Annotated in this window: 22 protein-coding genes and 1 riboswitch; of the genes, 14 read left to right on the top strand and 8 right to left on the bottom strand. The window is 64.8% G+C overall.

Annotation, left to right across the window (positions count from 1 at the left end):
* Positions 1-231 (bottom strand): heme-binding protein (locus tag IF803_RS39295; protein ID WP_461195828.1); only part of this gene is annotated, 231 nt, incomplete at its 3' end.
* 268 nt (positions 232-499) lie between these two features.
* Here IF803_RS39295 and IF803_RS39290 point away from each other — a divergent pair.
* A complete protein-coding gene (locus IF803_RS39290) occupies positions 500-1,717 on the top strand; it encodes a diguanylate cyclase (protein WP_461195827.1) in 1,218 nt (405 codons plus the stop codon).
* 24 nt (positions 1,718-1,741) lie between these two features.
* Here IF803_RS39290 and IF803_RS39285 read toward each other — a convergent pair whose 3' ends face one another.
* Complete coding sequence (locus tag IF803_RS39285) at positions 1,742-2,470, bottom strand: SDR family oxidoreductase (protein ID WP_461195826.1); 729 nt, start codon at positions 2,468-2,470, stop codon at positions 1,742-1,744.
* A 101-nt stretch (positions 2,471-2,571) separates the two neighbouring features.
* On the bottom strand, positions 2,572-3,462 hold the full coding sequence (locus IF803_RS39280; protein WP_461195825.1) for a LysR family transcriptional regulator: 891 nt from the start codon (positions 3,460-3,462) through the stop codon (positions 2,572-2,574).
* Between the two features lie 92 nt (positions 3,463-3,554).
* On the opposite strand from IF803_RS39280, the gene IF803_RS39275 reads away from it, so the two are divergent.
* The 6 genes from IF803_RS39275 (at position 3,555) to IF803_RS39250 (ending at position 9,433) form a co-directional block, all read left to right on the top strand.
* Entirely contained in the window at positions 3,555-4,010 is a 456-nt protein-coding gene (locus IF803_RS39275; RefSeq protein ID WP_461195831.1) for a PACE efflux transporter, read from the top strand.
* 234 nt (positions 4,011-4,244) lie between these two features.
* Complete coding sequence (locus IF803_RS39270) at positions 4,245-5,471, top strand: ABC transporter substrate-binding protein (RefSeq protein ID WP_461195824.1); 1,227 nt, start codon at positions 4,245-4,247, stop codon at positions 5,469-5,471.
* Between the two features lie 279 nt (positions 5,472-5,750).
* Positions 5,751-7,196 carry a PAS domain-containing protein gene (locus IF803_RS39265; protein ID WP_461195823.1) on the top strand — a complete coding sequence of 482 codons (1,446 nt, stop codon included), beginning with the start codon at positions 5,751-5,753 and terminating at the stop codon, positions 7,194-7,196.
* Positions 7,197-7,312: 116 nt separating this feature from the next.
* Positions 7,313-8,005: a glutathione S-transferase C-terminal domain-containing protein gene (locus IF803_RS39260; protein ID WP_461195822.1), complete on the top strand. Its 693-nt coding sequence runs from the start codon at positions 7,313-7,315 to the stop codon at positions 8,003-8,005.
* A 179-nt stretch (positions 8,006-8,184) separates the two neighbouring features.
* A complete protein-coding gene (locus tag IF803_RS39255; RefSeq protein ID WP_461195821.1) occupies positions 8,185-8,424 on the top strand; it encodes a hypothetical protein in 240 nt (79 codons plus the stop codon).
* A gap of 163 nt (positions 8,425-8,587) precedes the next feature.
* On the top strand, positions 8,588-9,433 hold the full coding sequence (locus IF803_RS39250) for a class I SAM-dependent methyltransferase (RefSeq protein ID WP_461195820.1): 846 nt from the start codon (positions 8,588-8,590) through the stop codon (positions 9,431-9,433).
* A 368-nt stretch (positions 9,434-9,801) separates the two neighbouring features.
* Here the strand turns inward: IF803_RS39250 and IF803_RS39245 are convergent, their stop codons facing one another.
* Positions 9,802-11,001: a TrmJ/YjtD family RNA methyltransferase gene (locus tag IF803_RS39245; protein WP_461195819.1), complete on the bottom strand. Its 1,200-nt coding sequence runs from the start codon at positions 10,999-11,001 to the stop codon at positions 9,802-9,804.
* Between the two features lie 314 nt (positions 11,002-11,315).
* On the opposite strand from IF803_RS39245, the gene IF803_RS39240 reads away from it, so the two are divergent.
* From IF803_RS39240 to IF803_RS39230, 3 genes are all read left to right on the top strand, one after another.
* Positions 11,316-13,043, top strand: a complete 1,728-nt coding sequence (locus tag IF803_RS39240; RefSeq protein ID WP_461195818.1) for an alpha/beta hydrolase family protein — start codon at positions 11,316-11,318, stop codon at positions 13,041-13,043.
* Between the two features lie 126 nt (positions 13,044-13,169).
* Positions 13,170-14,384, top strand: coding sequence for an NADP-dependent isocitrate dehydrogenase (locus IF803_RS39235; RefSeq protein ID WP_016848511.1), 1,215 nt, complete (start codon positions 13,170-13,172; stop codon positions 14,382-14,384).
* A gap of 36 nt (positions 14,385-14,420) precedes the next feature.
* On the top strand, positions 14,421-14,921 hold the full coding sequence (locus IF803_RS39230) for a DUF3455 domain-containing protein (RefSeq protein ID WP_461195817.1): 501 nt from the start codon (positions 14,421-14,423) through the stop codon (positions 14,919-14,921).
* Positions 14,922-15,118: 197 nt separating this feature from the next.
* Here IF803_RS39230 and IF803_RS39225 read toward each other — a convergent pair whose 3' ends face one another.
* Both IF803_RS39225 and alaS read right to left on the bottom strand, forming a co-directional pair.
* On the bottom strand, positions 15,119-16,369 hold the full coding sequence (locus IF803_RS39225; RefSeq protein ID WP_461195830.1) for a cyclic nucleotide-gated ion channel: 1,251 nt from the start codon (positions 16,367-16,369) through the stop codon (positions 15,119-15,121).
* 11 nt (positions 16,370-16,380) lie between these two features.
* Positions 16,381-19,068, bottom strand: coding sequence for an alanine--tRNA ligase (gene alaS / locus IF803_RS39220; RefSeq protein WP_461195816.1), 2,688 nt, complete (start codon positions 19,066-19,068; stop codon positions 16,381-16,383).
* 202 nt (positions 19,069-19,270) lie between these two features.
* Positions 19,271-19,359, top strand: a riboswitch (glycine riboswitch).
* 141 nt (positions 19,360-19,500) lie between these two features.
* On the opposite strand from alaS, the gene gcvT reads away from it, so the two are divergent.
* The 4 genes from gcvT (at position 19,501) to IF803_RS39200 (ending at position 24,619) form a co-directional block, all read left to right on the top strand.
* Positions 19,501-20,646 carry a glycine cleavage system aminomethyltransferase GcvT gene (gene gcvT / locus IF803_RS39215; protein ID WP_461195815.1) on the top strand — a complete coding sequence of 382 codons (1,146 nt, stop codon included), beginning with the start codon at positions 19,501-19,503 and terminating at the stop codon, positions 20,644-20,646.
* A 19-nt stretch (positions 20,647-20,665) separates the two neighbouring features.
* A complete protein-coding gene (gene gcvH / locus IF803_RS39210; protein WP_461195814.1) occupies positions 20,666-21,031 on the top strand; it encodes a glycine cleavage system protein GcvH in 366 nt (121 codons plus the stop codon).
* A gap of 23 nt (positions 21,032-21,054) precedes the next feature.
* Positions 21,055-23,928 (top strand): aminomethyl-transferring glycine dehydrogenase, encoded by a 2,874-nt coding sequence (gene gcvP / locus IF803_RS39205; RefSeq protein WP_461195813.1) that lies wholly within the window; start codon positions 21,055-21,057, stop codon positions 23,926-23,928.
* 253 nt (positions 23,929-24,181) lie between these two features.
* Entirely contained in the window at positions 24,182-24,619 is a 438-nt protein-coding gene (locus IF803_RS39200) for an acyl-CoA thioesterase (RefSeq protein WP_461195812.1), read from the top strand.
* Between the two features lie 59 nt (positions 24,620-24,678).
* Here the strand turns inward: IF803_RS39200 and IF803_RS39195 are convergent, their stop codons facing one another.
* Both IF803_RS39195 and recA read right to left on the bottom strand, forming a co-directional pair.
* Positions 24,679-25,662, bottom strand: coding sequence for a hypothetical protein (locus IF803_RS39195; RefSeq protein WP_461195811.1), 984 nt, complete (start codon positions 25,660-25,662; stop codon positions 24,679-24,681).
* Positions 25,663-25,769: 107 nt separating this feature from the next.
* Positions 25,770-26,858 carry a recombinase RecA gene (gene recA, locus IF803_RS39190; protein ID WP_461195829.1) on the bottom strand — a complete coding sequence of 363 codons (1,089 nt, stop codon included), beginning with the start codon at positions 26,856-26,858 and terminating at the stop codon, positions 25,770-25,772.
* Positions 26,859-26,869 lie beyond the last annotated feature (11 nt).

Below are 26,869 nucleotides of genomic sequence, written 5' to 3'. Positions count from 1 at the left end.
GTGCGGAGCGGTGCCGTCGCCGCGCACTGAGGCCGCGACATTGCCGCCCTTGTCGACGATCACGACCGACACCTTGTAGCCATCCCTAGTGCACTGATCGAGCGCCGCCTGCATGATCGCGAGCGACATCGCCATCGAGACGTTCTTCTCGACCAGCGGTGCCTGCGCCAGCGCCGGCGCGGCGGCGAGCATGGTTGCGGATGCGATCAAAGCCAGACTGACACGACGCATGAGGAAGCCTCCCTGAAGGGTGTTGTTCTGTGACCTTCTTGAACCCTTGCCGGTGGCGATTAATCCCGTCGCTGCGCGAAAGTTAACCGCCGGCCGAACCGATCGTCGCGACCAGCGGCCGCAGCGCGGCCTCCGAGATCGGTATTCAGCGGCGCGATCGCCCGCCGGGTTTACCCGTCGTCAATCACGCCGCGCGATCCGCCCCGGCCTTAAACGCCTGTTAGGTCCGGCCGGGTCAGTTGCGAGATGAAAGTACGAGGCCAGAACAATGCAGTCCGAAAAAGGACGATACAGCCAGCCGCGCTGGGGCGTGACGCGCTGGCTCGCCGACGCCGGACCAGGCGTGCCCGACGACATCCGCGCGGCGCTGATCGGGGATCTCTACGGCTCGTTGCCGGTGTTCGCGGCCGGTGCGGTCAATACGGTTGCCGTCGCGGCCGTGATTGCGATCCGCGAGCCGACCGCGCCGTTCATCACTTGGGTCATCCTCGAACTCGTCATCTGCCTCTCGCGACTGGCGGTGCTGGTGTCTGCGCATCGCGCGGCGCGCGAGCGGCGGCCGACGCCGACCGATCTGCACCTCGTCCTTGCGGTCGCCTGGAGCGCCAGCGTCGGCTTCGGCATCCTGATCAGCCTCGCAAGCGGCGACTGGGTGGTTGCGATGCTGGCCTCGCTGTCGGCGGCGGCGATGGTCGGCGGCATCTGCTTCCGCAACTTCAGCGCGCCGCGCCTGGCCGGCACCATGATCCTGCTCAGCCTCGGCCCGATCGTGCCCGGGGCGGCACTGGCCGGCGAGCCGCTGCTGTTCATCGTGTTCCTGCAAGTGCCGATGTATCTCGCGGCGATGACGGTCGCTGCCTTCCGCCTCAACAAGATGCTGATCGCGACGATGCGCGCCGAGCGCGAGAACGGCCATCTGGCCCATCACGACACCCTGACCGGCCTGCGCAATCGCGCCGGCTTCGTCGCCGCGCTGAACGCGAAGCTCGCGGCCCCGGCTGGAGATAGCGGGCCGTTCGCGCTGTTGTTCCTCGACCTCGACAATTTCAAGCCGGTCAACGACACCTATGGCCATGCGGCCGGCGACCAGGTGCTGATGCTGGCCGCCGAGCGGCTGCGGCGCGCCCTGCCCGAGACCGCGGTGATCGCGCGGCTCGGCGGCGATGAATTCGTCGTGCTGGTGGACGGCGTCACCGCCGAGCAGGCACTCGCCGTCGGTCATCGCATCATCCAGACCGTCACGATGCCCTACCGGCTCGCCGACGGCATCTTCGCAAAGGTCGGCGTCAGTGTCGGTGTCGCTGTTTCGCCCGAGCACGGTACCGAGGCCGAGGAGCTCCTGGCCGTTGCCGATGCCGCGCTCTATGAGGCCAAATCCGACGGCAAGGCGCAGTGCCGTCTGGCGTCCGTCGCGACCAATGTCGCGGCGCTGCGCCGGCTGACGAAGAAGGACCCCGCACCGGCGTTCGATCGCGGCGCCGCCTGAGGCGACGTCCGGCAGAAATGCGCCCTACAGATCGAAGTTCGTCGGCAGCATCACGACGTCGCGGATGGTCATGCCGCGCGGCCTGGTCAGCATGAACATCACGACCTCGGCGACCTCGCTCGCTTCCAGCAGGCTGCCCGCCGCCTTGGCCTCCTCCAGCTTCTCCGCCGGCCAGTCCGCAAGCAGCGCGCTGATCACGGGCCCGGGCGAGATCGAGCCGACACGGATGCCGTGCTTGAACACCTGGCGCCGCACCGTCTGCACGAAGCAGTTGATCGCCCATTTCGACGAGGCATAGACCGGCTCCCACGGCGTCGGGAAATGCGCGGCGAGCGAGCTCGTGACGATGATGTCGCCGGTGCCGCGCGTGATCATGTGCGGCAACACATCGTGCACGTTCTTCATCACGACGTTGACGTTGAGGTTCAACATCCGGTCGATCGCACTCGTATCCGCATCGACGAGGTCGCCGCCGACATAGATGCCGGCATTGGCATGCAGGATGTCGAGCTGGCCGGTCTTCTCGAGCACCCGCGGCAGCAGCGTGGCGCAGGCCTTCGGGTCGAGCAGGTCGATGACCAGCGGGATCACGGCATCGCCATGCCTGGCGGCGAGCGCCTGCAGCGCGGCGGCGTCGCGGTCGATCATCACCACGCGCGCGCCGGCCGCCAGCATCGCCTCGCTGCTGGCCAGTCCGATGCCCGACGCCGCTCCGGTCACGGCCGCGACCTTACCTTCCAATTGCTTCGCCATCGTCTCCACCCTGTCAGGTCCGTGCAGCACCTATCGCAACACATCATGGTCGCGATGTCAGCTCACCATGCGATGAGCAACTCCACGCTTGTCTGATCCCGTCACATGCGCAGCATGGGCGGCCGCGTAGCGAAACGGCGGCGCAGCCATTTTGCCGCCGGCCCGGCCGGCCGCTGCTTGTGCCAGACCACTTCGAGCGCAACGGGATGTGCGCCCTCGTCGAATTCCAGTTCGGGAATGGCGAGCTCATCGGCAACCTGCGAGCTCGCCATGATGTGCGCCGGAATCAGCGCCCAGCCGACGCCCTGCTTGAGGATCTGCAGGATCACCCAATGGCTCTCGACCCACCACACCTCGGCTGCGACACGCAATCGATGCCGCTCGGTGCCTTCGTTGCGCACCGTGACCATGATCTGGCGATGCCGCTTCAGCTCCTCCCAATCCACCCGGCCATGCGCCAGCGGATGGTTCTTGCCGCAAACCAGCTGCAGCGGCACCCAGCCGATGGTCTTGAAGCCAAGCTCTGGCGGCAGATGCTCCTGCCGCCACATCACGCCGACATCGGCCTTGCCGTCGAGCACGAGACGGCTGACGTCCTCCATGATCGGAAACAGCAGTTCCAGCTCGACATGGGGAAAACGCCCGGCGAATTCCGCGAACAGCTCGCCTACCGCGCTCTCCGGATAGAGCTCGTCGATCGCCACCACCAGGCGCTTCTCGACATGGGCCTCGAAACTGCTGGCGACACCGATCAGGTGCTCGCGGCGATCGAGGATCAGTTTTGCTTCCGGCAACAGCCGCGCCCCTGCCTCGGTCAGCACCGGATTGCGGCCGGCGCGGTCGAACAGCGCGATGCCGAGATCGGCCTCCAGATTGGCGACATGCGTGCTGACCGCTGATTGCGCCTTCTTCAAAAGCCGCGCCGCGCCGGAGAACGAGCCCTGCTCGGCCGCCGCCACGAAGGATTCGAGCTGGTCCATGGAAACGGACATCTATCTCTTTTCCAGATAATACCTAACTTGGTTATGGCACAATATCAGATAGAAATCCGGTCGCAACGACAAGAAAGGGTTTCAAAATGTCTATGCGTTCCTTCTCCGACCGGGTCAGGCACGCAGTCCTGTTCGAACTGATCGGCATCGCCATCTTCACGCCGGCGGCCGCCTGGCTGTTCAATCAGCCGGTCGCCCATATGGGCGTCATCGGAATCGTCTCGGCGACGGTAGCGACGGTCTGGAACTTGCTGTTCAATCTCGGCTTCGACCACGCGCTGGTCCGCGTCACCGGCCGTATCGCCAAGACGATGCCGATCCGCGTCGCGCACGCGATGCTGTTCGAGGCCGGCCTGATCGTGCTGCTGATCCCGTTCGTCGCCTGGTATCTCGGCGTCTCGCTGTGGGCGGCGCTGATGATGGATATCTCCATCGTCGCGTTCTATCTGGTCTACGCGTTCGCCTTTAACATCGCCTACGATCGCGCGTTTCCGTTGCGCGAGCTCGATGCGCACGATCGCGCGGCGAACCGGGCTCTGGCGGCCTGATCGATCTCGGCGTCGGCGCGGCGGATCATGCGATCTGCCGCGCCGCTCCGGACCCTGACACCGCGCGAATATTTCCGGCGATAGCGACTGCACACAAGTTCTGCCGCGCCTCACTCATAGACTGGTTTGATCCGGCTGAAGCACTATGGAATGCTTCAAGCCGACATGCCCGTCAGAGGCTGCCAACCGGCGAACAATGCCAAAACGGCCAACAACAAGAAACGGAGGACGACAATGCCAAGGAACCGTTCATCCCGGCTCACACGCCGTGATCTCATCAAGGGCACTGCTGCCACGTCGGCCACGCTGCTGCTCGGCACGCCCGCCATTGCCAAGGGCAAGACCGAGATCGTCATCGGCAATATCGACGCCTATTCGGGACCGGCTGCGGTCTATTCGTCGATCGGCCGCACGCCCGGCGGCTATTTCAAGATGATCAACGAGCAAGGCGGCATCAACGGCCGCATGATCAAGTACATCACCTATGACGACGCCTACAGCCCGGCCAAGACAGTGGAACAGGCGCGCAAGCTGGTCGAAGGCGACGAGATCGACGTGCTGTTTGCGCCGCTCGGCGCGCCGACCAACGCGGCGATCATGAAGTACATGAACCAGAAGAAGGTCCCGCACCTCTTCATCGCCTCGGGCGCGACCAAGTTCGGCGACTACAAGAATTTCCCCTACACCATGGGTTTCCAGCCCTGCTACCAGATCGAGGGCCGCGCCTTCGCGCAGCATGTGCTGTCGACACAGAACGACCCCAAGATCGGCATCGTCTACCAGAACGATGATTTCGGCCGCGACGTGTTGAAGGGTTTCAAGGACGGACTCGGCGCCAGGACGTCCGCGATCGTGGCGGAGCTGTCCTATGAGACCGCCGATCCGACCATCGACAGCCAGGTGGTCCGCTGCAAATCCGCCGGCGCCAACGTGTTCATGAGCATGACCACGCCGAAATTCGCCGCCCAAGGCATCAAGAAGATCGCCGAACTCGGCTGGCAGCCGGCGCACTACATCGGCAACAACGCCTCCTCCGCCGGCTCGACGCTGAAGGCCGCGGGCTTCGACGTCTCCAAGGGCATCATTTCGAGCGCTTATCTGAAGGATCCCGTCGACGCCGCCTGGGACAACGATCCCGCCATCCAGAAATGGCGCGCCTTCCTCGACAAATACGATCCGGCGGCGGCCAAGAACGACATCTACGCCGTCACCGGCTATCTCACCAGCCAGATCCTGGTTCAGGTGCTCAAGCAATGCGGCGACGACGTCTCGTCCGAAAGCATCATCAAGCAGGCGGCCAACCTGAAGGATTTCGAATCCGACATGCTGCTGCCCGGCATCCGGATCAACACCTCGCCATCGGACTATTATCCGCTCGAGCAGTTGCAACTGGTGCGCTTCAGCGGCGAGCGCTACGAGCCGATGGGACCGGTGATCGACGGCGGCATCTCGAAGGCCTGACCGTCCGAAGCGTGCACCGCTGGCGTCGGCTTCCGATGGCAAAGCGGAAGCCGCCCGGCTTGGGCGTCATCGGCGGCTCATGACCCGAACCGGATATTGCCCGAATAACCATTGTTAGCTCATTTGGCTCAACTGGCTCAGTTGACTAAGGGAGTGGCAGGAGAACGCGGCTCTTGTTTCCGGTCGCAAAGTCCTGTTTGCTTCAATGCAATGAGCACCACTCGCGAGACGAGTCCCCGCGGCAAATGTCAAACTGACTTCCTGCCGAGCGGGAGCGAATTGAGTGCGCTCATTCGCGCGCTCGATTGGTCCACGACCAGTTTGGGACCCATTGACGGATGGCCTGCACATCTCAAGAGCGCGGTCAGCCTCATGCTGCCTGCCAACGCACAAATCGTACTGTTCTGGGGCGCGGACTTCGTGGCCCTCTACAACGACGCCTACGCACCGACCATCGGTGAGAAGCATCCAAGGGCACTTGGGCGGCCCGCGCGAGAGAATTGGGCGGAGCTTTGGGACGATCTTGAACCTCTGCTAAGGCGCGTCCTCGACACCGGTGAGACCGTATTCGCCAAGGATCGTCCGTTCTACATCGAGCGGCACGGCTATCCGGAGAACGTCTATTTCGACATCTCCTACTCCCCGGTTCGGAACGAGGCGGGCGACATAGGCGGCGTCCTCTGCATCGTGAACGAGACAACTGAACGCGTTGTGGCGCAGCGAGAACTGGCCAGAGCGGAGAAACGGCTCACCCAAGCGCTAAGTGCCGCCGGAATGATAGGCACGTTCGACTGGCATGTGCCGACGGACACGTTCTATTCGGATGCGTATTTCGCACAAATGTTCTCAGTCGATCCCGCCAAGGGCGAGAAAGGCGCACCGTTGTCGGAATATGTCGCGGGCATCCATCCGGAGGACGTGGAGCGGACTACTGCGGCCGTGAATCTCGCGGTCGCCACCGGAGAAAAGTACATCCAGGAATACCGGCTGCTCCACAAAGACGGAACCATCCGCTGGGTCGAGGCGCGCGGCGAATGCCTGAGAGACGAGAACGGCGAGCTTACCAACTTCGTCGGTGTCGTAGTGGACATCACCACTCAGAAGGAAGCGCAAGAGCATCAACGGTTGCTTGCGCGAGAGGCGAACCACCGGGTGAAAAACCTGTTCGCGATCTTCCACGGCATCATCAGCCTTAGTGCTCGATCAGCTCGAACGCCGCAGGAAATGGCTCATTCGCTTCGCGGGCGGCTGGATGCCCTCATGCGGGCCAAGGACCTTATACGTCCGGGGATCATGGGTACGGAAGCGCATAGCGAACGGACGACGGTGGACGAGGTCGTGCGAACCGTCATGCAACCCTATGACGACGGCTCTTGCGACCGCATCATGATCGGCGGCCCCGATGTGCCTGTAGGCGTGATGGCCGTAACGAGCTTCGCCCTTGCGCTGCACGAAATCGCGACGAATGCAGCCAAATACGGGGCACTCTCGGAGCCGAGCGGGGCGATCCGTATCAAATGGGAGACGCAAGGCGGCGACTTGCATTTTGAGTGGGATGAGACCGGCGGGCCCATGATTGCCGCCCCGCCGCAAGCCGCCGGCTTTGGCAGCGTGCTCACGGAGCGCAGTATTGCCGGTCAGCTCGGGGGCAAGATCGAATACGACTGGCGGCAGAACGGCCTAAAGATAAGGATCAAGGCTCCTTTGGATCGCCTTGGGGTTTGAGGACAGAAAGGGACGACAAGGTTTCTCCTCCTTGTGGACCTTGATGGAAGTCGCGGGGCTCGCCTAACTGGCGCATCTGAGATAGCCTGCGGCGCCCTTGAACGTGACGAGCCGCCATGCTCACGCTCTATTCCTATCCGCCGTTGTTCGGCGTCGCCGACAACAATGGCTATGGCCTGAAGGTATTCGCTTTTCTGAAGCTCGCCGGCGTGCCGTTCCGGCACGAGCACATCTTCGATGCGTCGAAGGCGCCGCGCCAGCAATTGCCCTATATCGTCGACGGCCGTGACGCCGTCGGCGACAGCGAGACCATCCTCGCCTATGTCACCGGAAAATATGGCGTGACGCTGGATGCCGCGCTGACGCCGGCGCAGCGCACGACCAATCTGCTCGTCACGCGGACGCTCGACGATCTCTACTGGGTGATGTCCTATTCGCGCTGGCAGGATGAGCGCTACTGGCCCCAGTTCCGCGATGCGCTCAAGCGCGAACATCCGGGCCTCACCGACGACGGCTTGATGAAGGCCAAGGAGTTCAACGCCCGGCGCTACTACTACCAGGGCATCGGCCGCTTCGAGCCTGATGCCGCGATGGCCCGCGGGCTCGCCGATCTCGCCGCACTGGCGAGCCTGATCCCGAGCCGTGGCTATGTGCATGGCGACAAACCGACGACCGTCGATGCCGGCATCTATGGCTTCGTGGCCAACATCTACTTCTACGACATCAAGACGCCGTTGAAGGACTTCGTGGTCTCGCATGACGTACTGGTACAACATTGCCGCGCCATCCACGCGGCAGTGAGCAAGTGAGCCGGGGCCAACTCAACGTCTAACTCGCAACAGTGACCTTCGCGGCCGGGAGCGAACTGGCCGTTGCTCCGTTCACGGCGCAGGTGGATATATCTGCGCTGGCGTGTCGCAGCCGGCCTCTCACAACTAGATCGATTTCAGGGTAGTATCCCGTCCTTGCGCTAACTGCGGAGCCGGTCATGGCTTCAAAACTGTCTTCGGGCATTTTCGCGTTAGTCCTCGTTGGAGCAGCAGTGCTTTTGATTGCAGGTCCGCCACCTGCATGGGGCCTGCTGTTGCTCGGCTCCTTCGCACTGGCGGCACTCTACATTGTCGCGAGAATGAGGTCGCGCTACGATCCGCTCGATCCACGCTTCGGCAGCTGCATCCCTCCGATGTCCAGGCCGAAAGGCAGCCGCGGCAATGACTCCACCACCTGAGCGCCGTCCAGCATCGATCAGATCCGGATCGTGCGAAGACGTCCTGATGGCCTGAAGCCGACATGCAAAGCGCGTCGGCTGCGGTTCGTATTCCATTTGGAGTTTTTTGCAGTTTGTTTCAGACGACACTCCGTCGGATTTTCAGCACCAGGAGATTGATCAAATGCAGACGCCTACCGCAAACCCCCGAGGAGCAGAGTTTTGGAACAGCACCATGGGGCACTCATGGGTTTCGCAGCAAGCCGTGATCAGCGATGTCTTCACGTCGGTCACCAGCGTCAGCTTGGGTGCTGCGGCGGCAAAGCCGGATGATCATGTAATCGATATCGGATGCGGCACCGGTGACACATTGTTGGCGTTCGCCAAGGTTGTTGGTCCGTCAGGTGCCGTGTTGGGTGTCGATATCTCGGTTCCGATGCTGGATCTGGCCAGGCATCGTGTCGCCGAGGCAGGACTTGGCAACGTGACCTGTGCGCTGGCCGACGCAACGATCTACGGCTTCGAACCGCGCTGGGCGGATCTGGTGTATTCGCGCTTTGGCCTGATGTTCTTCGATGACCCGGTCAAGGCCTTCACCAACATCCGCAGCGGCATGAAGGCGAGCGGGCGGCTGGTGTTCGTCTGTTTTCGCACCATGCCGGAGTCGCCGTGGTTTCGCGTGCCGATCGAGGCGGCACGACCGCACGTGCCGCCTCAGCCGCCGCTCGATCCATTGGCGCCTGGGATGTTTTCGTTCGCGCGCGAGGAGCGCGTTCGCAGTATCCTGACCGAGGCAGGATTTCACGAGATTGCACTGAAGGCCACCGACGTGCCGATCCATGGCGGCGACATCGCGCAAAGCATGGCCTTCATCACGCAGGCCGGCCCGCTGCCTGCGCTGCTCGAGAATGCCACGGACGATCAACGTCATCGCGCCATGGAAGCGGTACGCAACGCGCTCGCCGCAAGCATCGGAGCGGATGGGCGCGATCTGCATGTGGGTCTGTGGCTCGTGTCGGCGCTAGCCTAGCGAGATGCCGCCTTCCGGATTGTGAGGGCAGATATCACGCCATCCGCGCCGCACCCCGCCTGCGGTCGGCACTCGGCTTTCCCTTCGTCCTCTGTAATCAGAGCGGCGAAACGAAGAGCAAAGCTCGGGCGAAGCGCGTCGCGAGAACGCGGATGCATGACTCAACGATCGCGCAACAAACACAGTGTCGTCCCTGCGAAAGCAGGGACCCATTACCCTAAATCTCAATTGTTGCGCGACGCTGCGGCAACGATCCCTTTCACAATCCAATGCGGTGGTTATGGGTCCTGGCTTTCGCCAGGACGACGTGTGGAAGGAGTCGCTACTCGAATCCCGTTCTTGCTCCGCGGACAGAGCAATTGCGTAAGCTAGCGCCCCTGCTGCAGCCCCGCCTCCAGCCGCGCGAGTTCGCCGTCGAGATCGCGCTCGACTTCGGCCACGTGCATGTCGACCACCCGATAGTCGCGCGCCTCGAGCCAGGCTCTGCGCTTGGCGCGGTCGGCTCCGATGGCCTCGCTCTCGTTCGGGTTGACCAGTTCGATCGCGAGCCGGTGCACGAAGGAGACGAAGTCGGGGATGTGGCGGCCGACCGGGGTCTGGCGCTTGAACTGGCCGGCGAAGCGGCGGTCCCGCGTCAGCGCCTGCCACAGGATCCGTTCGGCGTCGGTCGGGTTGCGGCGGAGCAGCCGGGCGAGCCCGCGCACGGTGCTGCTGCTGTCGGCGGTCGCGCCACCCTGCCCCTGCTCGGCGAGCAGCGCCCGCAAGCGCGTCGCCTGGGCGCCGTCGAGCACCCCGCCCTTGGCCGGGCCCTTGCGGCCCTCGGCGATCGCCATCACCACACCGTGCAGCGTGTGCATGTCCTGCTTGGTCGGATCCATCCGGGTGAAGATGTTGCGCAGGTTCACCAGCATGGTATCGCGCTTCTCCGCCGGCCGCAGGAACTCGACCTTGTCGAGCTCGGCGACGAGGTTGTCGAAGAAGGCCTGCATCTGGTGCTGGGAGGCCGGCTCGGACCGCTCGGGCATCGCGAACGGCAGCGCCCCCGCGGTCGACAGCTTGAACCACTCGTAGCCGATCAACAGCACCGCTTGCGCCAGATTGAGCGAAGCGAAGCCCGGATTCACCGGGAAGGTGATGATGCGGTTGGCGAGCGCGACCTCCTCATTGGTCAGGCCGGCGCGCTCGCGCCCGAACAGGATGCCGGCGCCGCCGCCGGATGCGACATGACCGACGATCTCACCCGCCGCGGCTTCCGGGCCGACCACCGGCTTGGCCTGGTCGTGGGCCCGGGCGGTGGTCGCAAACACCAGCGTGAGATCGGCGATCGCCTGCTCGACCGTGTCGAACAGCTCGACGGAACCGATGATGTGGTCGGCACCGGCGGCGGCACGCTGGGCGGCAATGTTCGGCCAGCCGTCGCGCGGGTTGACGATGCGCATCCTCGACAGCGCGAAGTTGCCCATCGCGCGCGCGGCCATGCCGATGTTCTCGCCAAGCTGCGGCTCGACCAGGATGACGACGGGACCGGCAAGGTCGTGCCCTGCCTTGGTCTTGTCGGTGCCGGACATCTCACTTCACTTTCTGATTCAACGTCTGAAGATTTTGAATCAGCTTCCAAAGCGGCTGATTCAAAATCTCAAGCAGGGGCCCAAGACCGCATCGACCAGCTTTGCACCGGTTTTGCGCGGGACCATTTTCTCCAAGGAGATAACAGGGTTAGCGGCGTTTGCGAATCCTCAATCGGAGTCCCAATCGCACGAAGCGAAGGCTGCCGCTTGCGCGCACTTGGCCTTCGGATAGGCTATCAACCACAACCAAAGCGAAGCTGTAAAGGCACGCTTGAGACGCCGGTTGAACGGCGAGGCACTTTGGGGAGACGGCGATGCGGGGCAGATGGACGCTGGCGATTTTGGGCCTGATCTTGATCGTGGCGGGGGGCCTGCTCGCCCACTTCACGCAGACCGCCGGCGGCATCCGGATCGAGGATGTGCGCTTCAAGGGCGCCAAGGGCAATACCATGAGCGCCCTGCTCTACATCCCACCGAATGCCACGCCGCAAATTCCGGCGCCCGGCATCCTCGCCGTCCACGGCTATATCAATTCGCGCGAGACCCAGGACGGCTTCGCCATCGAGTTCGCCCGCCGCGGCTACGTGGTGCTGGCGCTTGACCAAACCGGCCACGGCTATAGCGACCCGCCCTCCTTCGCCAACGGTTTTGGCGGACCTGACGGCCTTGCCTATCTGCGCAGCCTCCAATTCGTCGACAAGGAGAATATCGGGCTCGAGGGCCATTCGATGGGCGGCTGGACCGTGCTCGCCGCAGCGGCAGCGATGCCCAACGACTACAAGTCGATGGTGCTCGAGGGCTCGTCCACCGGCAAGCCATTCGCCGCCGAGGGCACGGCGAACTGGCCGCGCAACACCGCGCTGGTGTTCGCGCAGTACGAGGAATTCCCCGACCTGATGTGGGGCGTCCAGCTCGCGCGCGACGTCACCAAGAGCCCAAAGCTCTGGGCGCTGTTCGGCACGCAAGGCGCGGTCGAGCCGGGCAAGGTCTATGGCGATCCGGCCAGCGGCACCGCGCGGGTGCTGTTCACCCCGGCGATGACCCATCCGGCCGAGCACATCTCGCATGAGGCGATCGGCTACAGCCTCGACTGGTTCGCCAAGACATTGAAGGGCGGCACCTCGCGGCCGGTCGACGACCAGATCTGGTTCCGCAAGGAGATCGGCACGCTGGTCGCGCTGATCGGCTTCATCGCCCTCGTGATCGGGACGTTCGACGGCTTGCTGGAAGCCAGGATGTTCTCCCGCCTGCGGCTGCCGGCGGTTGCCGACGGCACGATGCCGCCGCATCAGGCCGCGAGCGGCCGGCGCTGGACGACGGCGTTCATCCTGTCCGCCTTCATCCCGGCGCTGACCTATTACCCGGCCTTTGCGCTGGGCGGCACTTTCGTCACCCCGAGCGCGTTCCTGCCGCAGGGGATCACCAACCAGATCCTGGTCTGGGCCATCATCAACGGCCTGATCACGCTCGCCCTGATGCGGTTCGCCCCGAAGCGTACCAGCCGGACCGGCCTCGTCGGTCAATCCGTCGTGATCGCGCTGGCTTCGGTCGCGGTCGGCTACGCCGCGCTGTGGCTCGCCGACCTCGCCTTCAAGATCGACTTCCGCTTCTGGATCGTCGCACTCAAGTTGATGAGCGCGAAGCAATTCCTCATCTTCCTGATCTATCTGATTCCGTTCACGGCGTTTTTCGTCGTGGCGCTGCACGTGCTGCACCGGAATTTCTCGACCATGGATGCGCCGCGCGGGGCGCTGTACCTGACCAACATCCTGGCGCTGACGTTCGGTTTCATCGTGTTGCTGGTGCTGCAATACGGCACGCTGGGGCTGACCGGGAAGCTGTTCAACCCGGTCCCGGACCCCGGTTTCGTGCCGCTCTCGACCATCGTCGCGATCCAGTTCGTGCCGCTGCTCGCGATCGTCGCCGTGATCGCGACCTTCACTTGGCGGCGGACCGGATCGAGCCTGCCGGGGGCCCTGATCGCGGGCCTGTTCGTGACCTGGTACATCGTCGCGGGGACGGCCACCCAGGTCCCATTTTAGGTGAAAAGATGGGCTGAAAGTGCATAACCCCTCCGCTTCCGCCCGCCCCCGGGCGGTGCTATAGCGCAGGCGTCTTTTCCATCCCCGCCGTCAAAAGCGCGCCGTTCCCAAGAGGGCCTCCCCATCATGGCAAAAATCAAGGTATCCAACCCCGTCGTCGAGCTCGATGGCGACGAGATGACCCGGATCATCTGGCAGTACATCAAGGACAAGCTGATCAACCCGTTCCTGGATGTCGAACTGCTCTATTTCGATCTGGGCATGGAATACCGCGATGAGACCAACGACCAGGTGACCATCGACGCCGCCGAAGCCATCAAGAAGGTCGGCGTCGGCGTCAAATGCGCCACCATCACCCCCGACGAGGCCCGGGTGAAGGAGTTCGGCCTGAAGCAGATGTGGAAGTCGCCGAACGGCACCATCCGCAACATCCTCGGCGGCTGCATCTTCCGCGAGCCGATCATCTGCAAGAACGTGCCGCGCCTGGTTCCCGGCTGGACCAAGCCGATCATCATCGGCCGCCATGCCTATGGCGACCAGTACCGCGCCACCGACATCAAGTTCCCCGGCAAGGGCACGCTGTCGCTGAAGTTCGTCGGCGAGGACGGCACCGTGATCGAGAAGGAAGTGTTCAAGGCGCCCGGCGCCGGCGTCGCGATGGAGATGTACAATCTCGACGACTCCATCACCGATTTCGCCCGCGCCTCGTTCAACTACGGCCTGATGCGCAACTACCCGGTCTATCTGTCGACCAAGAACACGATTCTGAAGGTCTATGACGGCCGCTTCAAGGACATCTTCCAGGACGTCTTCGACCGCGAGTTCAAGAAGGAATTCGACGCCAAGGGCCTGACCTACGAGCACCGCCTGATCGACGACATGGTGGCCTCGGCGCTGAAATGGTCCGGCGGCTATGTCTGGGCCTGCAAGAACTACGACGGCGACGTGCAGTCCGACACCGTGGCCCAAGGCTACGGCTCGCTCGGCCTGATGACCTCGGTGCTGCTCACCCCGGACGGCAAGACCGTGGAAGCCGAGGCTGCCCACGGCACCGTGACCCGCCACTACCGCGAGCACCAGAAGGGCAAGGAGACCTCGACCAACTCGATCGCGTCGATCTTCGCCTGGACCCGTGGCCTCGCCCATCGCGCCAAGCTCGACAACAACGAGGCGCTGGCGAAGTTCGCCACCACCCTGGAGAAGGTCTGCGTCGCCACCGTCGAAGAGGGCTACATGACCAAGGACCTCGCGCTCCTGGTCGGCGCCGACCAGCGCTGGCTCTCGACCACCGGATTCCTCGACAAGGTGTCCGACAACCTCGTGAAGGCGATCGCGGCCTGAGGCCGTCATCCCGGGAAGACAGGTGCGAGCATGACCATGGCCCTTGTCAGAGCCGTCGTGCTCGCATCGTTCTCGCTCACCGGGTCGGCGGCATTCGCTGCCGGCCCCCTGCCCGACGCGGTCGCGGCGCCCGGCGAGTCCCCGGTTCTGTCGGTCCATGCCGAGGGCGTGCAGGTCTATGAGTGCAAGCCGGTCACCGACGGCAAGCTCGCCTGGTCGTTCCGCGAACCGGTCGCCACCCTGATCGCCGATGGCCGCACGGTCGGCCGGCATTATGCGGGTCCGAACTGGGAGCATGTCGACGGCAGCGCCGTGACCGCCCGCACCGCCGGCAGCGCACCCGGCGCAACGCCTTCCGACATTGCCTGGCTGAAGCTCGAGGTGATTGCCCACCGCGGCAACGGCCTGCTCTCCGGCGTCGCAACCGTGCAGCGGATCAACACCTCGGGCGGCGAGCTCAGCGGCGCCTGCGACAAATCAGGCGCGCTGAAGGGCGCGGCATATTCGGCGGATTACGTGTTCCTGCGACGGGACTGAGCGTTTTCGAGCGAAGTGGGTAACCGGTCCGCGTGAAGAAAACGCGTCAAACGAAGAATCGAGAGCCTCGTTCCGATTCAATCGGAATGAGGTTCTAGAGCGTTTTCGAGCGAAGTGGACACCGGTTCGCGTGAAGAAAACGCGTCAAAACAAGGATCTAGAGCTTCGGTTCTGATTCAATCAGAACCGAAAATGCTCTAGTCGCGGATGCCGCCGTCGGTCTCGCGCGGCGCCTGGGCGATCTCTGCGGCGGCTAGGTCGCCGCCGGCCGCGAGCGGATCGGCAAGCCGCGCCTCGGCGGTCTCCCGGACATGCGCGGCGAGCGCCGGCATGCGCTCGATCAGGGCATGGAAGTCCTGCGCATCGAGCACCAGGAGCTTGGTCTTGCGCGTCGCCGTCACCGTGCCGGAGCGGCTGGTCCGCCGCAGCAGCGCGATCTCGCCGAAGAACGCGCCGTCGGCGAGCCGCACAAGCTGGCTCGGCAGGTCGATCTCGACCTCGCCCGCGGTGATGAAATACATCGATGACGCCGCATCGCCGCGCCGCACCAGCACCTCGCCGGCCTCGATGGTCTGCGACCGCAATAGCCGCATGATGTCGGAAATATCGGCGGCGCCAAGATGCGAGAACAGCGGCACCCGCGCCAGCATGCCCCAGGTCACGACGAAGTCGCGGCGCCGGACCTCATCGGCGAACGCGGTCGAGATGATCGCAACCGGCAGCGCGATCATCGCGAAGCCGACCACGATCGCGACCACCGTGACGGTCCGGCCGAGCGGCGTAATCGGGACGACGTCGCCGTAACCGACGGTGCCGAGCGTCACGATCGCCCACCACATCGCCTGCGGCATGGTGCCGAACTTGTCCGGCTGTACCCTGTGCTCGATGGCATAGAGCAGCGAGGCGAACAGCAGCACCGCGCCGGTGAGGATCACCACGCAGCCGAACAGCGTGCGCCGCTCGGCATGCAGCGCCGCCAGCAGCGAGCGCATCGCGGTCGAATAGCGCACCAGCTTGAGGAACGGCAGCATGCCGAACAGCACCAGCGCGGTCTTGTCGCCGATCGCGAGCGCGATGGCCGACGGCAGGAAGGCGAGCAGGTCGATCACCCCGAGCGCCGAAAAGGCGTATTCCAGCCGTGCCCGCGCCGGCGTCATATCGCGCAGCGAGTGGCCGACCACGCTCCAGAGCCGCGCGGCATATTCCAGCGCGAAGGCGATGACCGCCGCGATCTCGATGGTCGTCAGCAGCCAGCCGAACTGCGCGTCGATCTCGGGCACGGAGGCCAGGATCGCCGCCAGCACATCGACGGCGATGATGGCGACGATGACCCGGGCAAACCGCAAGCCGCCCGAATGCGGCAGATCATCGCGTTCGAGCAGCTCGTAGAGACGGTCGCGCGGCCCGGGATCGCTGATCGTGGGCTTGAGCGGAGCCGTCGCCACGATCAGCCTCTCCGTCAGGCGCCGGCCGATGCCTGTTGAGTCATGGCCTGTTCGATCGCCGACAGCGCGGCGTCCGCCTTGGCGCCGTCGGGCCCGCCGGCCTGCGCCATGTCGGGCCGGCCGCCGCCGCCCTTGCCGCCGAGCACCTCGGAGCCCTTGCGCACGAGCTCGACCGCATTGAACCGCGCGGTCAGATCGGCGGTGACGCCGACCACAATGCCGGCCTTGCCGTCCTCGGTGACGCCGACGATCGCGACCACGCCCGAGCCGATCTGCTTCTTGCCGTCGTCGACGAGACTCTTGAGATCCTTGGTCTCGACGCCCTCGACCGCGCGCGCCAGCAGCTTGACATTGCCAACCTCGCGAACGGCTGAGGCGGCGCCGTTCGACGCACCGCCGCCACCCATCGCGAGCTTCTTGCGGGCGTCGGACAGATCGCGCTCGAGCTTCTTGCGCTCCTCCATCAGCGCGGCGATGCGCGCCGGCACGTCGTCGATCGTGGTGCGCAGCTCCAGCGCCGCGGTCTTGGCCAGCGCGATGGTGTCGTTGGCGTGCTTGCGCGCGTGATGTCCGGTCAGCGCCTCGATGCGGCGCACGCCGGACGCCACCGCGCCCTCGCTGGTCACCGAGATCATGCCGATGTCGCCGGTGCGGCGGACATGGGTGCCGCCGCAGAGCTCGACCGACCAGCCGAGCGCGTTCTGGCCGTGATCGCGGGCACCCCTGCCCATCGACACGACGCGGACCTCGTCGCCGTACTTCTCGCCGAACAGCGCGCGGGCGCCGGCCTCACGGGCATCGTCGACGCCCATGATCCGGGTGGTGACCTCGTCATTCTCCAGCACGACATCGTTGGCGATGTCCTCGATCCGGGCGAGCTCTTCCGGCGTGATCTGCTTCGGATGCACGAAGTCGAAGCGCAGCCGGTCCGGCGTGACCAGCGAGCCGCGCTGGGCGATGTGATCGCCGAACACCTGGCGCAGCGCCTCGTGCAACAAATGCGTCGCCGAATGGTTGGCGCGGATCGACGAACGCCTGGCGTGATCGACCTCGAGCTGCAGCGCGGTGCCGACGCCGAGCGTGCCCTGCTCCACCGTGCCAAGATGCACGAACAGATCGCCGGCCTTCTTCTGCGTGTCGGTGACGCGGAACTTGACGCCCTCGCCGGTGAGCACGCCGATGTCGCCGACCTGGCCGCCGGACTCGCCGTAGAACGGGGTCTGGTTCAGCACGATCGCGCCGCTCTCGCCGGCCTTCAGGCTCTCGACCTCGGCGCCGTCCTTGATCAGCGCCGTCACCGCGCCTTCCGCGCTCTCGGTCTCGTAGCCGAGGAATTCGGTCGCGCCGAGCTTCTCGCGCAGCGGGAACCAGATCGCCTCGCTCGCCGCCTCGCCCGAGCCCGCCCAGGAGGCACGCGCCTTCACGCGCTGCCGCTCCATCGCGTCGGTGAACGAAGCCTGGTCGACGCTGATGCCGCGCGACTTCAGCGCGTCCTGCGTCAGATCCAGCGGAAAACCATAGGTGTCGTACAGCGTGAACGCGGTGTCGCCGTCGAACATGTCGCCCTTCTTGAGGCCGGCGCTCTTCTCGTCGAGGATCGACAGGCCGCGCGCCAGCGTCTTGCGGAAGCGCGTCTCCTCCAACCGCAGCGTCTCCTCAATCAGCTTCTCCGCGCGAACCAGATCCGGATAGGCCTGGCCCATCTCGCGGACCAGCGCCCAGACGAGGCGATGCATCAGCGGCTCGCTCGCGCCCAAAAGCTGCGCATGGCGCATCGCGCGGCGCATGATCCGGCGCAGCACGTAGCCACGGCCCTCGTTCGACGGCAGCACGCCGTCGGTGATCAGGAACGCCGACGAGCGCAGATGGTCCGCGATCACCCGATACGACCCAACGTTCTGCTCGTTCGGACCGTGCCCGAGGGTAGACGCGGCGGCATCAATCAGGTTGCGGAACAGATCGGTCTCGAACACGCTCTCGACGCCCTGCAGGATGGCCGCCATGCGCTCCAGCCCCATGCCGGTGTCGATCGAGGGACGCGGCAGCGCCACGCGCTCCTCCTTCGTCACCTGCTCGTACTGCATGAACACCAGGTTCCAGAATTCGAGGAAGCGATCGCCATCCTCCTCCGGGCTGCCCGGAGGGCCGCCCCAGATGTGCTCGCCGCGGTCGATGAAGATCTCGGAGCACGGACCGCATGGGCCGGTGTCGCCCATCGCCCAGAAATTGTCCGAGGTCGGGATCCGGATGATGCGGTCGTCCGAGAAGCCCGCGATCTTCTTCCAGTAGCCGGCCGCCTCGTCGTCGGTGTGGTAGACGGTGACCAGCAGCTTGTCCTTCTTCAGCCCGAAATCCTTGGTGATCAGATTCCAGGCGAGCTCGATCGCGCGCTCCTTGAAGTAATCGCCGAACGAGAAGTTGCCGAGCATCTCGAAGAAGGTGAGATGGCGCGCGGTGTAGCCGACATTGTCGAGGTCGTTATGCTTGCCGCCGGCGCGCACGCACTTCTGCGACGTCGTGGCGCGCTGGTAGCTGCGCTTCTCGACGCCGGTGAAGACGTTCTTGAACTGCACCATGCCGGCATTGGTGAACATCAAGGTCGGGTCGTTGCGCGGAACCAGCGGCGACGAGGCCACGATCTCGTGGCCGTTCTCCTTGAAGAAGTTCAGAAATGTCGACCTGATGTCGTTGACGCTGCTCATGTTCATCCAATCGGAAAAAGGGGCCGGCCAGCCGCAAAAAGGCGTCATTTTCCGGCCGAACGCTTTTAGACATTGCCAGCTGCGGTGTCCAGAAACTGTGCAGGCGGATCATGGGCTTGCCGCGGCAGCACAAAGCCCATTGGATAGTTGCTGCAGCTGCGTTGACAGTCTTGGTGGCGCCGTGTTTTCTACCTACCTATACCTAGTCACGTCGGGAGAGACCGGCCTTACCGCCGGCGCCGAAGGAGCAACCGCCCCGGAAACTCTCAGGCAAAAGGACCGCGTGACGTCTGACATCTGGAAAGAGACGCTGGGGTTCGCCCCGATGCGTCCGCCGACGGGATAATACTCTCAGGCACAGCGACAGATGGGGCTTTCTGCAGGTTTCTCAAGGGGAAATAGGTCCCCGACGGGAACCGCGAGGGCCCTGTGATGCTTGCACGCGAAACTTCTCCGCTGAAACAGACCCCGCTGCACGCGCTGCACCTGGCGCGCGGCGCCAAGATGGTGCCGTTCGCCGGCTACGACATGCCGGTGCAATATGCGGCCGGCGTGCTGAAGGAGCATCTGCACACCCGCAAGGAAGCCGGCCTGTTCGACGTGTCGCACATGGGCCAGCTCGTCCTGAAGGCCAAATCCGGCAAGGTCACCGACGCGGCGCTCGCGCTGGAAAAACTGGTGCCGCAGGACATCGTCGGTATCGCGCCGGGACGGCAGCGCTACGCGCAATTCACCAACAATGACGGCGGCCTGCTCGACGACCTGATGGTCGCGAATTTCGGCGATCACCTGTTCCTGGTGGTCAACGCCGCCTGCAAGGCCGAGGACGAGGCGCATCTGCGTGCGAATCTCGCCGACACTTGCGAGATCGTATCGCTGGCCGACCGCGCGCTGATCGCACTGCAGGGGCCGAAGGCCGAATCGGCGCTGGCGAAACTTTGTGCAGATGTCAGTTCGATGAAATTCATGGACGCCGGTCCGCGCCGCGTCGGCGACGTCGACTGCTTCGTCTCGCGCTCCGGCTACACCGGCGAGGACGGCTTTGAGATTTCCGTGCCCGCAGACAAGGTGGAAGCCCTGGTCACCGCGCTGCTCGACAATCCCGACGTGCTGCCGATCGGGCTCGGCGCGCGCGACAGCCTGCGGCTCGAAGCCGGGCTGTGCCTCTACGGCCATGACATCGACACCACGACGACGCCGGTCGAAGGCGCGCTGGAATGGTCGGTGCAGAAGGTTCGCCGCAGCGGCGGCGCCCGCGCCGGCGGCTTCCCGGGCGCCGACAAGATTCTCGCGCAATTCGCAGATGGCGCCGCGCGCCGGCGGGTCGGCCTGAAGCCCGACGGCCGCGCCCCGGTGCGCGAAGGCGCCGCATTGTTCGCCGATGCCGCCTCGACCGACCAGATCGGCAAGGTGACCTCGGGCGGCTTCGGCCCGAGCCTCAATGCGCCGGTCGCGATGGGCTATCTGCCGACCGCCCTTTCCGCGGTCGGCACCACCGTTTTCGCCGAAGTGCGCGGCCAGCGGCTGCCGCTCAAGGTCGCCGCCACGCCCTTCGTCCCCAATACCTACAAACGCTGAACGCCAAAGGATCGATCCCATGACGACGCTGTACACGTCCGACCACGAATGGCTCCGCATCGAGGGCGACGTCGCCACGATCGGGATCACAGACTATGCGCAGTCGCAGCTCGGCGACGTCGTGTTCGTCGAACTGCCCAAGGTCGGCCGCAGCCTGAAGAAGGCCGAGGCCGCCGCTGTCGTGGAATCCGTCAAGGCCGCTTCCGACGTTTACGCGCCGATCTCCGGCGAGGTGGTCGAGGTCAACGACGCGCTCGCCGCCGAGCCCGCGCTGGTCAATTCAGACGCTGGCGGCAAGGCCTGGTTCTTCAAGATGAAGATTGCCGACAAGGGCGAGCTCGGCGGCCTGATGGACGAGGCCGCCTACGCCGCGCACACCGCCTAAAGGATCACTCCGAGGACCACGTCATGAACGCGCCCTTCAAGCCGATCAACGAAGCCGCCACCGATTTCGTCCGCCGCCACATCGGACCGTCGCCGCGCGACGTCAACGCGATGCTGGAGACGGTCGGCGCCGCGAGCCTGCAGGCGCTGATGCACGAGACGCTGCCGGCGTCGATCCGCCAGAAGGCGCCGCTCGATCTCGGCCGGGCGCTGAGCGAGACCGAGGCGCTCGCGCATATGAGCGAGCTCGCCGCGCAGAACCAGGTGTTCACTTCGCTGATCGGCCAGGGCTATTCGGGCACCATCCTGCCCGCGGTGATCCAGCGCAACATTCTGGAGAACCCGGCCTGGTACACCGCCTATACGCCGTACCAGCCGGAGATCAGCCAGGGCCGGCTCGAAGCCCTGTTCAACTTCCAGACCATGATCTGCGACCTCACCGGGCTCGATGTCGCCAACGCCTCGCTGCTCGACGAGGCGACCGCCGCGGCGGAAGCGATGGCGCTCGCCGAGCGCCACTCGCAGGTCAAGGCGAAGGTGTTCTTCGTCGACAAGGAGGTGCATCCGCAGACGCTGGCGGTGATGCGCACGCGCGCCGCGCCGCTGGGCTGGGCGCTGGTGGTCGGCGATCCCCTGACCGAGCTCGACAACGCCGATGTGCTCGGCGCGCTGCTGCAATATCCGGGAACATCAGGCGCGGTGCGTGACCTCAAGCCTGCCATCGCGTCGCTGCGCGCCAAGGGCGCGCTTGCGATCGTCGCGGCGGACCTGCTGTCGCTGACGCTGCTCGCCTCGCCCGCCGAGCTCGGCGCCGACATCGCGATCGGCTCGGCGCAGCGGTTCGGCGTGCCAATGGGGTATGGCGGACCACACGCCGCCTATATGGCGGTGCGCGACACGCTGAAGCGCTCGCTGCCCGGCCGCCTCGTCGGCCTCTCGGTGGATTCGCGTGGGCAGCCCGCCTATCGCCTCGCGCTGCAGACCCGCGAGCAGCACATCCGCCGCGAGAAGGCGACCTCGAACATCTGCACCGCGCAGGTGCTGCTCGCCGTGATCGCCTCGATGTATGCGGTCTATCACGGTCCCGAGGGCCTGACCCATATCGCGCGCAGCGTGCATCGTCGCGCCACCGTACTCGCGGCCGGCCTGCGCAAGCTCGGCTTTGCGCCGACCAGCGAAGCGTTCTTCGATACCGTGACGGTCGAGGCCGGAGCGAAGCAGATCGAGATTGTCTCCCGCGCGCAGGCGGAGCGGATCAATCTGCGCATCGGTGCGACCACGCTCGGCATCGCGCTCGACGAGACCACGACGCCGGAGACCGTCGAGGCAGTATGGCGCGTGTTCGGCGGCAAGCTCAGCTTTGCCGAGATCGAAGCGGCCGCGCGCGAGGCGCTGCCGAAGGAGCTGCGGCGCACCAGCGCGTTCCTCACCCATCCGGTGTTCAACACACACCGCTCGGAGACCGAGCTGCTGCGCTACATGCGCAAGCTCAGCGATCGCGACCTCGCGCTCGACCGCGCGATGATCCCGCTCGGCTCCTGCACGATGAAGCTCAACGCCACCACCGAGATGATCCCGCTGACCTGGCCGGCGTTCGGCAATCTGCATCCGTTCGCGCCCGCAGATCAGGCCAAGGGCTATCACGCGCTGTTCAAGCGGCTGGAGCAGTGGCTGTGCGACATCACCGGCTATGACGCGGTCTCGCTGCAGCCGAACTCCGGCGCGCAGGGCGAATATGCCGGACTCCTTGCGATCCGGGGTTACCATCTCGCGCGCGGCGAGCCGCACCGCAAGGTGTGCCTGATCCCCTCCTCCGCGCACGGCACCAATCCGGCCTCGGCCGCGATGGTCGGCATGGAGGTCGTGGTGGTGGCGTGCGATGCGCGCGGCGACGTCGACGTCAACGATCTCCGCGTCAAGGCCGAGAAGCACTCCGCCAACCTTGCCGCGGTCATGATCACCTATCCGTCGACCCACGGCGTGTTCGAGGAGCATATCCGCGAGATCTGCGACATCGTGCATGCGCATGGCGGCCAGGTCTATCTCGACGGCGCCAACATGAACGCGCAGGTCGGGCTCTCGCGGCCCGGCGATTACGGCGCCGATGTCAGCCATCTCAATTTGCACAAGACCTTCTGCATCCCGCATGGCGGCGGCGGCCCGGGGATGGGCCCGATCGGCGTGAAGGCGCATCTTGCGCCCTATCTGCCGGGTCATCCCGCAACCGACGGCGCGACGGCGCACGCCATCGGCCCGGTGTCGGCCGCGCCGTTCGGCTCGGCGTCGATCCTGACCATCTCCTACATCTACATCCTGATGATGGGCGGCGAAGGCCTCACGCGCGCCACCGAGATCGCGATCCTCAATGCCAACTACATCGCCGCGCGGCTGCAGCCGCACTTCCCGGTGCTGTACCGCAACGAGCGCGGCCGTGTCGCGCATGAGTGCATCGTCGATCCGCGGCCGCTGAAGACGACCAGCGGCGTCACCGTCGACGACATCGCGAAACGCCTGATCGATTACGGCTTCCACGCGCCGACCATGAGCTTCCCGGTGGCGGGCACGCTGATGATCGAACCGACGGAATCGGAATCGAAGTTCGAGATCGACCGCTTCTGCGACGCCATGATCGCGATCCGCGACGAAATCGCGGAGATCGAGAAGGGCCGCTGGAAGGTCGAGGCCTCGCCGCTGCGCCACGCGCCGCACACCGTCCACGACATTGCCGACGATGACTGGAACCGGGCCTACACCCGCGCCGAGGGCTGCTTCCCGGCCGGCGTGTCGCGGTCCGACAAATACTGGAGCCCGGTCGGCCGCGTCGACAACGTCTATGGCGACCGCAACCTGGTATGCTCATGCCCGCCGGTCGAGGACTACGCGCAGGCGGCAGAGTAGATCGGCCGTTGATGTCACCATTGTAGGATGGGTAGAGCGCAGCGAAACCCATCAATTGCATCTGGGCGGCGAGGTGATGGGTTTCGCTTCGCTCTACCCATCCTACGATCCAATCGGAGCATGGGTTGAGCCCTGCGGCTCAACCCACCATTTCAAAGAAAAGAGCTCGTCGTTTCGCTTGTCCGCGACCTGCATCGGTCGAAGCGGGCCGCGGGACGAACGATAGCGAGGGCCGCCCGCGGCAGGAGGAAACATGCGCGAGGAATTCTGGTTTCATTTCCCGTTCCGCGTCCGCTATTCCGAGGTCGACGCGCAGGCCGTGGTGTTCAACGCCCACTACCTGACCTACTTCGACACCGCGATCACGGAATATTTCCGCGCGCTCGGCTATGACTATCTCGGCGAAGTGGCGCGGACCGGGATCGACTTTCACACCGTGAAGTCGGTCGTCGAATACAAGGCGCCGATCCGGTTCGACGAGGACATCGAGGTCTGCGTGCGGGTGGCGCGGATCGGCCGCTCCTCGATTGTGCTTGCGCTCGCGATCTTCGCCAAGAGCTCGGACGACCTGCGTGCCACCGGCGAGATCATCTGGGTCGCCACCGACCAGAAGACCCATCAATCGGTCGCCGTGACCGAGGACTTGCGGGCACTGATCGCAGGCCGGGAAAAGGCGCTGGCGCAGGGGTGAGCCGATTGCCAATCGGTGTTGCGCGGATTGAGTCACAACGGCCACTCCGCCATCGGGCGCTATTGCTTCCCCAGCGTGGGGGCCCAGCGCCAAAGGCTGTCGTTGGTGAGATGCGTGCCACCCCACCAACGATCGATCGGATTGTGGCGACTGAAGTCCTCCTTATGGGCAAGGACAGCCTCGCCGAATTCAGTCAGCGACAGCCGGCTTCGCTGATACGCCTCCATACGCGCGCGCAAATTCTCAGGGGCGATGACGCGTAGCTCATCATCGAGCCCGGCGATCGCGGGCCGCGGCCCATGCGCGAGCCCCTGAAGCAGCGTGCCGATTTCCATGTCGGTGAACACACCGCGTTGACGAAAGCCGCGAAGGTAGAACAGCCCGTTCGTCCCCATGAAGCCCGCCGCAATCAGTTCGAGCAGTCGCAGTTCGGTCGCGCCAAGTCCCGATCCGCTCCACGGAAGCTCCTGGAGCAAATCAAGCAGCGCCGGCCTCAGCAAGGGAAAGCCGCTGAGGTCTCGATGCAGCGTATCGAAGCAGGCCTCGGGCGTTGCCGCTCGATACGCCTGCCAACAGAGACTTGCAGTCTCGAGGTCGGCAGGCCGTATGTTGATCAGCGGCACCTCGTTCCATCCGCGCCATGTCTCGTGCATCATCGACAGATCGAACGCGACCAGGCGCAATTTCAGCTTGGCCGCCATCGCCGGGTAGGCCCGGAAATGATCGAGCAACCAAATCAGCTGCAATTGATCCATTGGGTTCGGATCGAACCAAAGCTCGATAATCTCGTAAGGTTCGCAGAATTCGATCAGTGCGAGATGCCGGCGCGCACGGGCATCCTGAGGCCACTGGCTCTGTGAGCTCCAGTGCGACCAATGTCCGACTGAATCCTGGTCCGACCGTAATCCGAAGTAAGCCTCAAGCTCTCCTGGCGGCGGCAGCGGTCCACCAACAAACCGAAAGCCGGATGTAATAGCGATCTCGGTGAGCCCCGAACGCGCGAGGCTAAGGCCGGACGGGCTGGTCAGGATCAGGCGTTTCATCCGCTCAACTCTCTCGACGCCAGGCACAAAGCGAAACGGGCGCCGAAGACGTCGGCAACTCAACGTCCTCAGCGCCCGCTTCCAGCGAAATGATTGAGCCTTGCGGCTTACTCGTCGGCAGGCTCCTCGCCTTCGGCGTCGCGCTCGGGCGTGCCGGCGAGGATCTGCTCGGAGATCAGGCCGGAGTTCTGCCGGATCGCGGCTTCGATCTTGGCGGTGATGTCGGGATTCGACTTCAGGAATGCCTTGGAATTCTCGCGGCCCTGACCGAGCCGCTGGCTGTCATAGGAGAACCAGGCGCCCGACTTCTCGACGATGCCTGCCTTGACGCCGAGGTCGAGGATCTCGCCCATCTTGGAGACGCCCTCGCCGTACATGATGTCGAACTCGACCTGCTTGAAGGGCGGCGCCAGCTTGTTCTTCACCACCTTGACGCGGGTGGTGTTGCCGACCACCTCGTCGCGCTCCTTGATCGCGCCGATGCGGCGGATGTCGAGGCGGACCGAGGCGTAGAATTTCAGCGCGTTGCCGCCGGTGGTGGTCTCCGGCGAGCCGTACATCACGCCGATCTTCATGCGGATCTGGTTGATGAAGATCACCATGGTGTGGGACTTGTTGATCGAGGCGGTGAGCTTGCGCAGCGCCTGGCTCATCAGGCGCGCCTGCAGGCCCGGCAGCGCATCGCCCATCTCGCCCTCGAGCTCGGCCTTCGGCACCAGCGCCGCAACCGAATCGACCACCAGCACGTCGACCGCGCCGGAGCGCACCAGCGTGTCGCAGATCTCCAGCGCCTGCTCGCCGGTGTCCGGCTGCGAGATCAGCAGCTCGTCGATGTTGACGCCGAGCTTGCGCGCATAGACCGGGTCGAGCGCGTGTTCAGCGTCGATGAAGGCGCAAATGCCGCCCTTCTTCTGGCCTTCCGCCACGGTGTGCAGCGCCAGCGTGGTCTTGCCCGAGGATTCCGGCCCGTAGATTTCGACGACGCGTCCCTTCGGCAGGCCACCGACGCCGAGCGCGATATCGAGCCCGAGCGACCCCGACGACACCGTCTCGACATCCATCGAACGGTCGTTCTTGCCGAGCTTCATCACCGAGCCCTTGCCGAACTGGCGCTCGATCTGGGAGAGCGCGGCTGAGAGGGCCTTGGACTTGTCCATGGAGGATCCTTCGACGATACGCAGTGTAGTGGCGGACATTTGGGATGTGC

The sequence above is a fragment of the Bradyrhizobium sp. UFLA06-06 genome (assembly GCF_054820065.1).
Note: the sequence above shows the minus strand (reverse complement) of the source record. Positions and strands in the feature narration are given on the sequence as shown.